12 protein-coding genes are annotated in these 13192 nt (G+C 66.5%); 7 read left to right on the top strand and 5 right to left on the bottom strand.

Annotated features, from left to right (window positions below; translation table 11 throughout):
• Window positions 1-230: 230 nt before the first annotated feature.
• Window positions 231-710, bottom strand: a complete 480-nt coding sequence (locus AC5P6X_RS10755) for a GNAT family N-acetyltransferase (protein WP_049450222.1) — start codon at window positions 708-710, stop codon at window positions 231-233.
• Window positions 711-843: 133 nt separating this feature from the next.
• Between AC5P6X_RS10755 and AC5P6X_RS10750 the strand changes: the two genes are divergently transcribed.
• Window positions 844-3039: an AsmA family protein gene (locus AC5P6X_RS10750; RefSeq protein WP_495215434.1), complete on the top strand. Its 2196-nt coding sequence runs from the start codon at window positions 844-846 to the stop codon at window positions 3037-3039.
• A 72-nt stretch (window positions 3040-3111) separates the two neighbouring features.
• Window positions 3112-3597, top strand: coding sequence for a TspO/MBR family protein (locus AC5P6X_RS10745; protein ID WP_044571331.1), 486 nt, complete (start codon window positions 3112-3114; stop codon window positions 3595-3597).
• 10 nt (window positions 3598-3607) lie between these two features.
• Here the strand turns inward: AC5P6X_RS10745 and AC5P6X_RS10740 are convergent, their stop codons facing one another.
• Window positions 3608-3901 carry a hypothetical protein gene (locus AC5P6X_RS10740; protein ID WP_033835164.1) on the bottom strand — a complete coding sequence of 98 codons (294 nt, stop codon included), beginning with the start codon at window positions 3899-3901 and terminating at the stop codon, window positions 3608-3610.
• A 250-nt stretch (window positions 3902-4151) separates the two neighbouring features.
• On the opposite strand from AC5P6X_RS10740, the gene AC5P6X_RS10735 reads away from it, so the two are divergent.
• The 3 genes from AC5P6X_RS10735 to AC5P6X_RS10725 are packed head-to-tail and all read left to right on the top strand — an operon-like array spanning window position 4152 to window position 9257.
• The gene (locus AC5P6X_RS10735; protein ID WP_495215433.1) at window positions 4152-6398 is read left to right on the top strand and encodes an ATP-binding protein; all 2247 of its coding nucleotides are present in this window, start codon (window positions 4152-4154) and stop codon (window positions 6396-6398) included.
• A complete protein-coding gene (locus AC5P6X_RS10730) occupies window positions 6395-6865 on the top strand; it encodes a response regulator (RefSeq protein ID WP_005409633.1) in 471 nt (156 codons plus the stop codon). The genes AC5P6X_RS10735 and AC5P6X_RS10730 overlap by 4 nt, the downstream gene beginning before the upstream one ends.
• Entirely contained in the window at window positions 6858-9257 is a 2400-nt protein-coding gene (locus AC5P6X_RS10725; RefSeq protein ID WP_088436962.1) for a hybrid sensor histidine kinase/response regulator, read from the top strand. Before AC5P6X_RS10730 ends, AC5P6X_RS10725 begins: the two co-directional genes overlap by 8 nt.
• A gap of 2 nt (window positions 9258-9259) precedes the next feature.
• On the opposite strand, the gene AC5P6X_RS10720 is transcribed toward AC5P6X_RS10725, so the two are convergent.
• From AC5P6X_RS10720 to AC5P6X_RS10710, 3 genes are read right to left on the bottom strand one after another with little or no spacing between them, the layout of a single operon-like run.
• Entirely contained in the window at window positions 9260-9952 is a 693-nt protein-coding gene (locus tag AC5P6X_RS10720; protein ID WP_088436963.1) for a Rossmann-fold NAD(P)-binding domain-containing protein, read from the bottom strand.
• An 11-nt stretch (window positions 9953-9963) separates the two neighbouring features.
• Entirely contained in the window at window positions 9964-10638 is a 675-nt protein-coding gene (locus AC5P6X_RS10715; protein ID WP_088436964.1) for a ChrR family anti-sigma-E factor, read from the bottom strand.
• Window positions 10635-11258 (bottom strand): sigma-70 family RNA polymerase sigma factor, encoded by a 624-nt coding sequence (locus AC5P6X_RS10710; RefSeq protein ID WP_005409629.1) that lies wholly within the window; start codon window positions 11256-11258, stop codon window positions 10635-10637. The genes AC5P6X_RS10715 and AC5P6X_RS10710 overlap by 4 nt, the downstream gene beginning before the upstream one ends.
• Window positions 11259-11392: 134 nt before the next feature.
• On the opposite strand from AC5P6X_RS10710, the gene AC5P6X_RS10705 reads away from it, so the two are divergent.
• Together AC5P6X_RS10705 and AC5P6X_RS10700 are read left to right on the top strand one after the other, a co-directional pair.
• Window positions 11393-12160, top strand: a complete 768-nt coding sequence (locus AC5P6X_RS10705) for a hypothetical protein (RefSeq protein WP_049450229.1) — start codon at window positions 11393-11395, stop codon at window positions 12158-12160.
• 80 nt (window positions 12161-12240) lie between these two features.
• Window positions 12241-13191: an acyl-CoA desaturase gene (locus AC5P6X_RS10700; RefSeq protein WP_005409627.1), complete on the top strand. Its 951-nt coding sequence runs from the start codon at window positions 12241-12243 to the stop codon at window positions 13189-13191.
• Window position 13192: the final 1 nt, after the last annotated feature.

Raw genomic sequence — 13192 nt, 5'->3', positions numbered from 1 at the left:
GGTAGGGATATATGGCAGCACGATGGGATCAAGCGGGGCTCTCCTGGTGGATCGAGGGCTGGCGCAGCCTTACCCAAGGCCGCGCCAGTGGTGAGAATGTGACGCCGATTGAAGGTCTCATGCAACTGTCCCAGGCACCCCCCCCGGTCTGGCAAGCGAAGCCCTTCAGTTGCCATGCTCCTCAATCTGCCACCACCCCGTGCGCCCTGTCAGTACCCGTCGCGAGCGGGCTACAGAAACCTGTGCATCACAAAGACATCCACCAGGCCCAGGGTTCCATGCCGGAACGCCTTCGGTAACGTCCCGACCACGTCGAACCCCAGCTTCCGGTACAGCGCCACCGCCGGGCCGTTGGTACTGACCACGTAATTGAACTGCATGGCCAGGAATCCTTCCGCCCTCGCCCGCTCCAGGCTGTGTTCCACCAGCGCCCGGCCCACGCCTTGCCCTTGTGCCGGCGCATCCACCACATACGTGGCGCTGGCCACATGCGCCCCCAGATCAGGGAAGTTCGGGCCCATCTTGTACATGCCCACCACCCGGCCCTCCAGCACAGCTACATGAGGCGCCTGGGCCTGGAACCAATGCGCGCGAAACGTCTCGACGGCGAAAGAGCCGGCAAAGGGCAGCGCATCCTGAGTCGCAATGGCCGTCTTGAACATGCCCCACATCACGTCGAAATCGCCTGCGCGGGCGGGCCGGATCTCCATGCGTCTCCTGCAGATCTGTGGTCATGACCAGGCCGCACACTACCAGAATCGAGCTCCGGCCCCGTAGCTGCTTCACGCGCCACCGCCATCCGCTCCGTAATAGTTGCGGAAATTCCAACCTTTTGAGCAGTAGATGCCCCCTGTTTCCGCGCACATCCCGCACCGGCTTCGTCGATGGCGCGTTCCTGCCTACGTCCTGCTGGGCATCTACCTGCTGTATCTGCTGGCCGGCAACATCTTCCTCAACACGCCCCTGTTCGACCAGGTCACCAACCGCAAGCCGCACAAGTTCGTAATGACCACTGGGCCGGCCATTACGCTGTTGCCCGGCCACGTGATCGCCTGGAACGTGCACATGCGCGGCCACGTGAACCACACCGTCTACGTGTTGCATGCAGACCGCGCCAGCGCCCGATTGGCGGTGCTGCCCCTGTTCCAGCGCGAGGTGCGGGTGCCAAGGCTGCAGGCCACCGGAGTTTCCGCCGAGATCAGCCGCGTCGAAGAGGCCATCCCTTCACCGCCGCGCAGCGACCAGGGCTGGACCTTGCGTTTCGACGCCATCCACAGCGACAGCATCCGCAGCGCACGCTTCGGCAAGCTGCTGATCATCGGCAAGGGCCAGGGTACCGTGGGGTTCCTGAAGCAGCTGCGTGGCGGCCCATCCGAACTGTTCGATTCCGAGGTCTCGTTCAGCAAGGCAGACACCAGCTATGACGGCGTGCAGCTGTTGGGCGACATGGATCTCACCGCGCGCTTCAGCTATCCGCGCCATTATCGGGACCAGGCGCCCGGCCTGGCCAAGTTGAAGCTGCTGCATGCCCAGCTCGAGGTGGACGCCCGCAGCCAGGGCCTGCGCATGGACACCGATGCCACAACGCCGAAGATCTCCAGCGCGCCCGTGCCCGGGCGCCTGCAGTTGGCGCTCCACCTGATCGATAGCCAGCTGCAGCCCGGCGACCACGCGCTGTGGCAGGTGCCGCGCCATCTGGGCGATGGCGCCCCCGATCGCGGCATGCTGGCACTGCAGCTCAATGTAGCCAAGGACCTGCGCCTGCAGGCCCGCCTGCCGCCAAAGCCCGGTTCAGGCAGCGAGGTGGATGCCGATCTGCATATCAGTGGCCGGGACATTCCCTTCCAGCAGCCCGCCCAGCTGCTGGAACGCAGCTCTGGCACAGTGCGCGGCGAATGGACGTTCACCTCGCTCAACTGGATCCCTGCTCTGTTCGTCCGCAAGCCGTGGCTGCAGCTGGACGGCGGCGGCACGCTGAAAGCCGATCTGCACCTGCGCAATGGTGAACTGATCGAAGGCAGCACCGTGGACATCCCGGCTGCCGAGGCCGTGGCCGAAGTCGCCGGCGTACGCCTGGCGGGCACGGCCAGCGCCCATGGCGAGTTGAAGACCGGCAGCCCCAGCCAGGCCCAGCTGTCCGTCCGGCTGCCGCGATTCACTGCGCGGCCAACCGATGCCAGGGACGTGCGCCTGTTCGACGGCCGGGATCTGGCCCTGGACCTGACCGGCGATGGCCGCCTGCAGGAACTGCGCAAAGGCGTCCGCGCGCAGCTGCGCTTCAGTGAAGCCACCATCCCTGATCTGACCGCCTACAACCGCTACCTCGGCTCACCGCAGGTGCGGCTGCTGCGTGGCACTGGCACCGTCAGCGGTGATGCGACCCTCGATACCGACGGGCGCGTCGGCCATGGCATGGCCCGGCTGTTGGGGCGCAACGCCAGTGCAAAGGTGGCAGGGTTGGACATGGGCGGCGATATCGACGTGAACGCAACGCTGCGCCGCGGTGACTTCAACCAGCGTCATTTCGATCTGTCCGGCACCACGGTCGAGCTGCGCAACGTGCAGGTGGCGGACACGCAGGGCTCGACGGCATGGAAAGGCCGCGTCGCCTTCAAGCGTGGCCGTATCGATGCGCAGTCTCCGTTCCAGGTGGATGCCACCACGGACCTGGATCTCAGCGATGCGCGACCGTTGCTGGCGCTGTTCGCAGAACGCACCGACTACCCGCGCTGGACCTTGTCGCTGCTGGATTCCGGACAGGTACAGGCACAGGCGACGCTGCGCTGGCGCCCTGGCCATCTGGTCATCGATGGCCTGCAGGCCGAGAACGATCGGCTGTCGGTACGCGCGCGGCTGGATCTGCTGGAACAGCGCAAACGCGGTGATCTCTATCTCCGGTGGGGGCTGCTGGGTGCGGGCATCGAGCTGGACGGCGATCAGCGCCAATGGCATCTGGCCAAGGCGCGCGAGTGGTTTGATCAACGGCCTTCCCTGCTGCCAGCAGGTCAGGGATCGTCTGCCGCCGGATCTTCAGACTGAAGGCCCGCGACCTGCATCCATTCGCGGCCTCTGCGCGTATACCGGATCATGCGCATCAGGGAGCTGTACGGTATGAAGCGGAGTTCGCAGGTTTTCGGGCTGCTGGGATGGGTGGCGATCACCTTCGTCGCGGCCGCCCTGGGCGCGTGGGCGTCGACATCCGCAGCCAGCTTCTACGCCACCCTCGATCTTCCCCCGTGGGCACCACCGGCCAGTGTCTTTGGTCCGGTGTGGACCCTGCTCTACGCCATGATGGCGATTGCCGCGTGGCTGGTGTGGCGCGAACGCGGCTGGCGCGGGGCACGACCCGCGCTGATGCTCTACCTGGTGCAGCTTGCCGTCAATGCGCTGTGGAGTTGGCTGTTCTTCGGCTGGAAGCTGGGCGCCCTGGCCTTCGTTGACATTCTTGTATTGATCGCGCTGGTTTGCGCAGCGATCGTCGCGTTTGCGCGCATCCGTCCGACTGCGGCGGCGCTGCTGCTTCCCTATCTGGCCTGGATCTCGTTCGCCTCGGCGCTCAACTTCGCGGTATGGCGAGCCAATCCCGGGCTGCTGTGATCTCCGCCGCTTACGCCTGGGCAACGGCCTGCGGGCGCCAGGTCCGCAGCAGGGCCGGCTTGAACGCCTGCTGCCCGCAGCCGGTAGGGCATCGCACCACCCGCGCCGCAGTATGGCTGACCAGGCCCTGCCCTTCTTCGGCCTTGAAGATCGTCTCGCAGGACAGGCAGCGGGCAACCAGCGAATACAGGTGCAGCAGCCGGCCACTGGCCGGGTCCTGCAGCGCGTCCACATCCAGCAGTTCAAACTGGCAGCTGTCAGCCAGCATGCGGTACGGGGACAGGGGCGCGGGCTGCAGGTTCACGGGGCGGTCGCTCAGGGAAGTGGATCCACTCTAGGCAATGATCTGTCGAGCTGATGTGCAGCGTAGATGTATTCTTCGCGAAAACCTCAAGTGCTCGACCTCGTCCCTACATGAAGAATTCAGCTTGGACAGAAGCACGCTTCATACGCATACACTGGTAGGCGAATGCACGATTTTGCTTCACCATTGATGGGTACCGGATGTACCACTGGGCCTTCCAGCCATCCACGAATGATGAGTCCCGCCCTTGATGCCTTCTGCTGAGTCCGCGCACGACACTGCCTTGTCCAGTTGCGCGCGCGAACCGATCCACACCCCCGGCGCGATCCAGCCCTATGGTGTGCTTCTGGTCGTTGAACCGCAGTCCCTGCAGGTGCGCGAGCGCGCCATAAGCCCGCCCGGGCTGCTGCAGCAGTTCGGCGAACCGTTGATGCGGCACGTCAGTGAGGTGTTCGGCGGCGTGCTGGCGCCGTTCCAGGGCTTGTTCCAGCAGGCCGTGATCGGCAGCAGTGCCCATGTCGGTGCCGTGCATCTGGATGGCCACGGCCGGCATCAGCTGCTGGTGCACCGTTCCGCCACCGATCTGCTGGTCGAGCTGGAAGCACCGGTTCCGGGCCAGCCCGGCTCGCTGGAAGAGCTGTATCCGGCCATCCGCGAGCTGATGGCCGGCATCGAGTCGGCCAGCACCGTGGAAGACCTCTGCCAGCTGGCTGCCGCGCACATGCGCCGGCTCACCGGCTTCGACCGCACCCTGGTCTACCAGTTCGATGCTGGCTGGAACGGCATCGTGGTGGCCGAGGATGGCAACGGCCTGTTGCCGTCCTACCTGGACCTGCGCTTCCCCGAATCGGATATTCCAGCACAGGCGCGCGAACTCTACCGCCGCAACCGGGTACGCCTGATCGCGGACAACAGCTACACCCCGGCCCCGCTGATGCGGGCCGAGGATCAACGCGACGCGCCGCCCACCGACCTGAGCATGGCGGTGCTGCGCAGCGTCTCGCCGGTGCACCTGCACTACATGCGCAACATGGGTACCGGCGCGTCGATGTCGGTATCGCTGGTGCATGAAGGCCGCTTGTGGGGCCTGGTGTCCTGCCACACCGTGCAGCCACGCCGCCTGCCCTACCACGTGCGCACTGCCTGCGAGTTCATGGGCCAGATCCTGTCGCTGCAGATTGCGTTGAAGGAGCGTGCGCGTGCGATCGAAGAGCGCGTTGCCCGTCGTTCCATACTGGTCAAGCTACTGGGTCGCATGGCCGGCGACGAGGACTTCATGGCGGCCCTGCGCCAGGACGAGGCCAGCCTGCTGTCGCTGACCGGCGCGGCCGGCGCGGCCGGCGCGGCGATCGTGCACAAGGGCGATTGCCTGCGTGTTGGCCAGTGCCCTTCCTCCAGCGACGTGCTGGCCCTGGCGAACTGGCTGGCCACGCAGCAGGCCGGCCAGGAAACCTACTGCACCGATCACCTGGCAGCCGACTGGTCGCCTGCCGCGCACCTGGCCGACGTCGCCAGCGGCCTGCTGGCGGTGTCCATTTCGCAGCTGCATGACAGTTACCTGATGTGGTTCCGCCCGGAAGTGGTGCGCACCGTGCGATGGGGTGGCGATCCCCGCAAGGAAGCAGCACCGGGCGTGGCGCTGTCCCCGCGCAACTCGTTCGAGGCCTGGAAGGAGACCGTGCAGCAGCGCAGCCTGCCGTGGAGCGACGCTGACTGCGACGCGGCACACGAGATGCGCACGGCCATCGTCGATATCGTGTTGCGCAAGGCCGAGGAAATGGCCGAACTGAACGAGCAGCTGCTCCGCAGCAACAAGGAACTGGAAGCCTTCTCCTATTCGGTCAGCCACGACCTGCGCGCTCCGTTCCGTCACATTGTCGGTTACTCCGAACTGCTGGGCAGCTCGGCGGGCGAGCGCCTGAACGATACCGAGCGCCGATTCCTGGACACGATCGTGGAATCGGCCAAGTCCGCCGGAACACTGGTGGATGACCTGCTCAGCTTCTCGCAGATGGGGCGCTCCACGCTGGGGCGTGTGCGGCTGGACATGACCGCGCTGGCCGAGGATGTGCGCCGGAGCCTGGCCCTGGACTACGCCGGCCGCGACGTGCAGTGGACGCTCGCACCGCTGCCGGAGGTCGAGGCCGATCCCACAATGCTGCGCCTGGTATGGCAGAACCTGCTGGCCAACGCGATCAAGTTCACCCGCGAGCGCGAACACGCGGTGATCGAGGTTGGTCACGAGCGAAACGACGACGAAGACCACTTCTTCGTGCGCGACAACGGCTGCGGCTTCGACATGCGCTACGTGGACAAGCTGTTCGGCGTGTTCCAGCGCCTGCACCACGTCGAAGAGTTCGAAGGCACCGGCATCGGCCTGGCCAATGTCCGCCGGATCATCGGCCGCCATGGCGGCCGTACCTGGGCCGAGGGCGAGCCCGGCAAGGGCGCCACGATCCATTTCACCCTACCCCGCTTCACAGGAGAACACCCATGAGGGACCTGCGGCCGATCCTCCTGGTAGAGGACAGCCCCAAGGATGCAGAGCTGACGATGGCCGCGCTTGCGCGCTGCCAGCTGTTGAACGATGTCATCCATGTACGCGACGGCGCCGAAGCGCTGGATTACCTGCGCTGCGAAGGCAAGTTCGCCGGCGCCATGCACGGCGGCCCGGTGGTGGTGCTGCTGGACCTGAAGCTGCCCAAGGTCAATGGCCTGGAGGTGCTGGAACAGGTGCGTGGCGACCCGCAGCTGAGCAGCACGCCGGTGGTGATGTTGACCTCCTCGCGTGAAGAACAGGATCTCGTGCGCAGTTACGAACTGGGCGTGAATGCCTTCGTGGTCAAGCCGGTCGACTTCAAGGAATTCTTCGACGCCATCCAGGGGCTGGGCATGTTCTGGGGCATCACCAACCAGCCACCACCGCATCGGCCCAATGGCTCGGGGCAGCACAACAATGCGTGATGGATCGCGCCGCAACGAGCGCCTGCGCATCCTCATGCTGGAGGACAGCGCGCTTGATGCGGAGCTGATCACCGCACAGCTGCAGCGTGCCGGCCTCGATTTCGAGGCCGAGCGCCTGTGGACCCGCAACGCGTTCATCGAGGCCATCGACAGCCGTGCGTTCGACGTGATCCTCGCCGACCATGTGCTGCCCGGATTCGATGGCGATGCGGCCCTCGCACTGGCACGCGAGCGGATTCCGCAGACCCCTTTCATCTTCGTCTCCGGCACGCTGACCGAAGAGCTGGCGGTGCAGGCGCTGACCCGTGGCGCGCGCGATTATGTAGTCAAGCAGCGGCTGCAGCGCCTGCCGGATGCGATCCGTCGCGCCCGCCAGGAAGCCCATGAGCGCAACCAGCTGCTTCATGCGCAGGCTGCGCTGAATGAGAGCCAGGCGCAGCTGCAGCAGGTGACGGATGCCGTACCCGCGCTGATCGCCCAGCTCGACAACGCGCATCGCTACCGGTTCGCCAACAAGGCGTTCCTGGACTGGCATGGATTCAGCCTGGCCGAGTTGCTGGGCCGGACAGCGCGCGAGGTCAGCGGCATTTCCGCCTTCGAACACGCCCTGCCGAGCCTGGAACGGGTGCTGCAGGGCGAACGCACCAGCTTCCAGGTCGAACTGGTGCACCGCAGCGGCCAATCACGATTCGTGCAGATGGACTGCGTGCCTGAGCATGCGGCCGACGGCAGCGTGGCCGGCTACATCTGCCTGGGTAGCGACGTCTCGCAGCTGAAACAGGCCGAGCTGGCCCTGCGCGAGGACAATCAGCTGCTCGAGCAGCAGGTGCAGGCGCGCACGGCCGAGTTGCGCGCCAGCAAACGGCGCCTGCAGGCGATCTTCGAATCCAGCTTCCAGCATCAGATGCTGCTGGATCTGTCCGGGCGCGTGGTGGATGCCAATGACGCGTCACTGGCCGCAGTGCTGGCGGAAAAGAAGGACGTGGTTGGCCAACGCTTCGGTGAATCGCTCTGGTTCGCCACAACCGATGGCATCGGCGCGCTGATCGATCGGGCCGTCGCTGCAGCCGTGCAGGGCCGGAGTTCGCTGCATTCATTGGAGCTGGAACTCCCGACCGGGCCGCGCAGCTTCGATTTTTCTTTCCGCCCGCTGCTGGATGCCGAAGGCGTGGTCACCGCCGTGGTCTCCGAGGCCGTGGAAACGACGGCGCGCCTCCAGGCCGAACATGCACTGCGCCAATCACAGAAGATCGAGGCGGTCGGCCAGCTCACCGGCGGCATCGCGCATGATTTCAACAACATCCTGACGGTCATCTCCGGCAACGTCGAGCACGCCATGCTGCTGAACGAGCGCGCGGGCGAAGCCGGCGCGATGGTCAGCCGGGCGCTGGACAACGCACTGAAGGGTGTCGGGCGTGCCGCCAGCCTGACCCAGCGCCTGCTGGCGTTTGCCCGACGCCAGCCGCTGCACAGCCAGGCCGCCAACCTCCACGAGCGCCTGCTGGACATGCACGACATGCTGCAGCGTGCACTGGGTGAGCTGGTGCAGCTGGAGATCCGCAGCGCCGAGGACATCTGGTGCGTGGAGATCGACATCAGCCAGCTGGAGGCCTCCGTACTGAACCTGGCGGTGAATGCCCGCGATGCGATGCCACACGGCGGGCGGTTGGTGATCGAGGTCGACAACAGCCACCTCGACCACGACTACGCTGCCCTGTTCCCGGATGCAACACCAGGCCAGTACGTGATGTTGCGGGTGCGCGACAACGGCCATGGCATGGACGCGGCCACCCTGGCCCGGGTGTTCGAACCGTTCTTCACCACCAAGCAGGTCGGCCGCGGCACCGGGCTGGGACTGTCGATGGTGCATGGGTTCGTCAAGCAGTCCGGCGGCCACGTGCTGATCGATTCGGTGGAAGGTGGCGGCACGAGCATTACCATGATGTTTCCGCGCTCGCCGCTGACCCTGCCCCGCGAAACACGCACCCCGCAGACCGGCCTGGCCGGCTACTCGCCGCGCGAGGAAACCATTCTGGTGGCCGAGGACAACGACGATGTCCGCGCCTACACGGTGGATTCGCTGCGGCTGCTCGGCTACCGCGTGCTGGAAGCCCACGATGGCCCCTCCGCGCTACGGTTGCTGGAGCGCCCCGACACCAGGGTGGACCTGCTGTTCTCGGACGTGGTGATGCCCGGCATGTTGGGCTGGGAGCTGGTCCGTCAAGTCCGCGAACGCTGGCCGGAAGTCGCCGTCCTGTTCACGTCGGGCTATCCACGTGACCACGATCAGGCGGGCAGCCAGGGACGCGCGGTTGCCCTGCTGCCGAAGCCGTTTACGCGAAGTGACTTGGCGCTGGCCGTACGCACTGCGCTGGAGGCCGCGCCGCACTGAGCTCAGGAGGCCGGATCGCCTAGGCCAGCGGCGATCCGGTTGATGTCCGCGCACTCCACCGTGGCCGGCGGATGCTCCCTGCCGGCCAGTGCAATCATCGCCTGACCGAGAGCCAGATTGCTGGTCATCAGCGATGGCGCAATCGCGCTGGCCAGCTTCATCAACGGCGCACCGCCCCAGTACAGGGGCTTCAACAGGGCATGACGGGTGCCGGTGCCCGGGACCGGCCTGACACCGCCCGGGCGCAGCATCACGGTGCGCACCGGCAGGCCGTGCAATGCGACCTCGGTCTCGCCCTTGATCCTCAACGGCATCAGCCGGCTCCGAGGGTCCGCGCCGGCACCGGATACATACAGAAAGCACCCTTCGGGATTCGCAGCCGCCCAGGCACGGGCCACCGCCAGGGTGGTGTCCAGGGTCACGCGTCGGTACTCGGCCTCTGCCGTGCCAACAGGTGGCACCCCGGCACAGTAGAAGCAGGCATCGAACCCGGCCAGTTCATCCGACCGGTCCTGGATGCGCAGGAAGTCCGGAACGATCAGTTCGCTGCCGGCGCCGCTCAGACTTCCCGGGCGGCGGACCAGCGCTGTCAGGCGGGACACCTGTGGTGAGCGTTGGCAGGCCAACGCCACACCCTGCCCGACCAGGCCTGCGGCACCGGTCAACAGAATCCGTAATGCGCCCGTCCCGGCCATCGTCGTCCCCGCTAGAGTTTCACGAAACGCTGGATCTTCCGCGCCAGCCAGCCACTGAACACCAGCGGCGCATCCAGCGCTGACACGCAGATGCAGGGGACACCGGGCGCGGTCACCGGTTGATGCTCCACGTCTTCGTCCAGATCTGCCACGTCACCCGGTGCGAACAACCCCAGCGCATCATTGTACGAACCCCGCAGGATCTGGGTCAGTTCGCTGCGGCCATGGCTGTGCATGGGCAGGCATTTGCCCGGGGCGATCTTCAGCATGATCAGCGAAGGCATCTGCTCTGCACGGATGCAGTGCACGCCCGGCGCCATCCAGCGCCAGCGCAGGTCGCTGAGCGAGGCGCCGAAGTACGGATGCAGCGATGCAGGCAGATGGTCCGGATTGGCCTCGGGGCGCTCCTTCGGCACGGGGCGTGCGACCCCAGCCATGGGCACCGGCGCCTCCGTGGCCAGCCGCATCAGCATTGCCTCGCGCAGTTGTTCGCGTCGCGTCTCCGCTGCAGGTGGTTGGGTCTGCTCCAGCAGCACCGAGCCGATCGCTTCGGCGTCGCGCAGGCGCTGACGGCAATGCGGGCACTGCTCCAGATGGGCACCGGCGACGATGCTCAACGGCGCCGGCAGCGCGCCGGCGGCATAGCTCATCAGGGTCGATTCGTGCAGATGGTGGTGCGGGTTCACAGCGCACCTCCCACTTTGGCCTGAAGCTGCAGAAAGGCGCGGCGCAGGTGCGATTTGACCGTTCCCAGCGGCATGCCCAGCGCCTCTGCGATCTCGCTGTGGCTCTTGGCCTCGAAATAGGACATCCGCACCAGCCGCGCCTGTACCGCGGGCAGTTCGTTGATGCGCTGGCGCAGACGCGCCTGGTCGGCGAACTGCTCGGCACTGCTGCGCTCGATCACATCCAGTGTGGCAGCGTCCTCCACCGCTGCCTGCACCTGCATCCAGCTGCGCTCGCGACGGATGCGATCGATATGCAGGTTTCGCGCAATCCGGTACAGCCACGTACTGAGGGCGCCTTGGGCTGCGTCGTAGTCGGCGGCCCGCAGCCACAGGCGCAGCAGGCATTCCTGGGCCAGTTCCTCGGCGACGCCGTCGGGTGCACCCAGGCCGCGCAGGTACACGCACAGCCGCGGCATGAAGTAGTCATAGATCCGCATGAAACAGTCGCGGTCGCGCAGGCGCGCCACGCCGTCCATGTCACCGGCCCAGTTCGTCGGCTCGCTGCTCGGCTGCTGGGAACTGGACACGGTGCGTGCGCTATCGAAGTTGAGGAGTGTGCTGGCGGCGTCAGGGTACATCTGGGTTCGCGGCGGGCGGGTGAAGGTCTGTCCTCTGTACGCGCAGGGGCAGCAATTGGATGCAGACGGCACGACGCATCCAACCGGCCGCCCCGGCCGTATGACCTGGGCCCTCCTCTTCCGGATGAAGACCCATGCGCACTGCCTGGCTGCTGATGTGCCTGCCCCAAGCCGTGCTGGCGGCACCCTGGTTGCGAAGCGAGGGCGTGGCCACCTCCGCGCAGGGCGACCTCCTCTACCGTGAAGTGCACTGGCGACGCGAGGCAACGGAGGGCGCCGAGCGCTGGGTGCTGTACCAGTGCCCGGACGGCCAACCCTTCGCCCGCAAGCATCTGCCCGCCAGCGCCCGCCCACAGGCACGGGGATATTCGCTGGAGGACCGCCGCAGCGGCCAGACCGCCGAGGTCGACGCCGCTGGCGACTCGGTGTCGATTGCATGGAAGGAGGATGCCGGCAGTGAGCTGCGCAGGCGCCGGCTTGAACAGCCGCCGGACGCGGTGATCGATGCGGGGTTTGATGCCGCAGTACGCCTGCACTGGCCGGCGCTGCTGCGCGGCGAGCGCATCACACTGCCGTTCCTGGTGCCTGCACGCCAGCGCTACTTCCCGGTGCAGGTGCGGCGCATCGGACCGGTACGCTGGCAGGGCATCGACGCCCAGGCCATCGAGGTCAGCCTGGACACCTGGTACGGCGGCATCGCGCCGCGCCTGGCCCTGGTCTACGCCACGGCCGACCGTCGCCTGCTGGAGTTCCGCGGCACCAGCAACCTGCGCGATGCGCGCGGCACTTATCCGCAGGTGACGGTACGCTTCCGGTCGCCAGCTGCCGAGCGACCGGCAGGTGACTGGCAACAGGCGTGGGCGCAGCCCCTGGCCGAGCGTTGCGCCGTGACGCCCAGGTGAAGCGAAATTCAGTTCGAAGTGGCGCATCCATTGCGCACCCTGCTGCGTAAAGGAAGACACGACACCCGCCGAGATCCGCCATGGCCTCTGTAGCGCCCCTCCCCCGTCGACGCTGGCGCCTGCTGCGTACGTTGCAGCGGTGGGTGGATACCAGCAACGCCACAGAGACCACCGGCGAACAGCCAGGACGCATCGACTGGGTGCGCGCGGTACCCTTTGCACTGATGCACCTGGCCTGCATCGCGGTGATCTGGGTGGGCGTGTCATGGACGGCGGTCGTCGTGGCCACGGCGCTCTACGCAGTGCGCATGTTCGCCATCACGGCGTTCTATCACCGCTACTTCTCGCACCGCACCTTCCAGGCATCGCGTCCGGTGCAGTTCGTGTTCGCGGTCATCGGCGCGTCCAGCGTGCAGCGCGGTCCGCTGTGGTGGGCCGCCCATCATCGCCACCACCATCGGCATGCCGACCAGCCGCTGGACCCGCATTCGCCGCGCGAAGGCGGCTTCTGGCGCAGCCACATGGGCTGGTTCCTCACCCGCGAGGCATTCGCCACCGATCTGTCGCGGGTACCTGACCTGGCGCGCTTCCCCGAACTGCGCTGGCTCGACCGTTTCGATACCGCCATTCCCGTGCTGCTGGCCATCGGACTGTATGCATTGGGTGCAGCACTGGAACGCTGGGCGCCCGGCCTGCACACCACGGGCCCGCAATTGCTGGTGTGGGGCTTCTTCATCTCCACCATCGTGCTGTTCCACGCCACCGTCACCATCAATTCGCTGGCCCACCGTTTCGGCCGCCGCCGCTTCGAGACCCGCGACGACAGCCGCAACAACCTGTGGCTGGCGCTGCTCACCTTCGGTGAGGGCTGGCACAACAACCATCACTTTTTCCCCGGCACCGTGCGCCAGGGCTTCCGCTGGTGGGAAGTGGACCTGACCTGGTACGGGCTGCGCGCGATGGCGGCGCTGGGCCTGGTCAAAGGGCTCAAGCCCATCCCCGAGTGGGTTCTGGCCAAGGCGAGGTACTGAG

The sequence above is a fragment of the Stenotrophomonas sp. YJH_SMC_40 genome (genome assembly GCF_059368615.1).
This window is presented reverse-complemented; position numbering and strand designations above follow the sequence as displayed.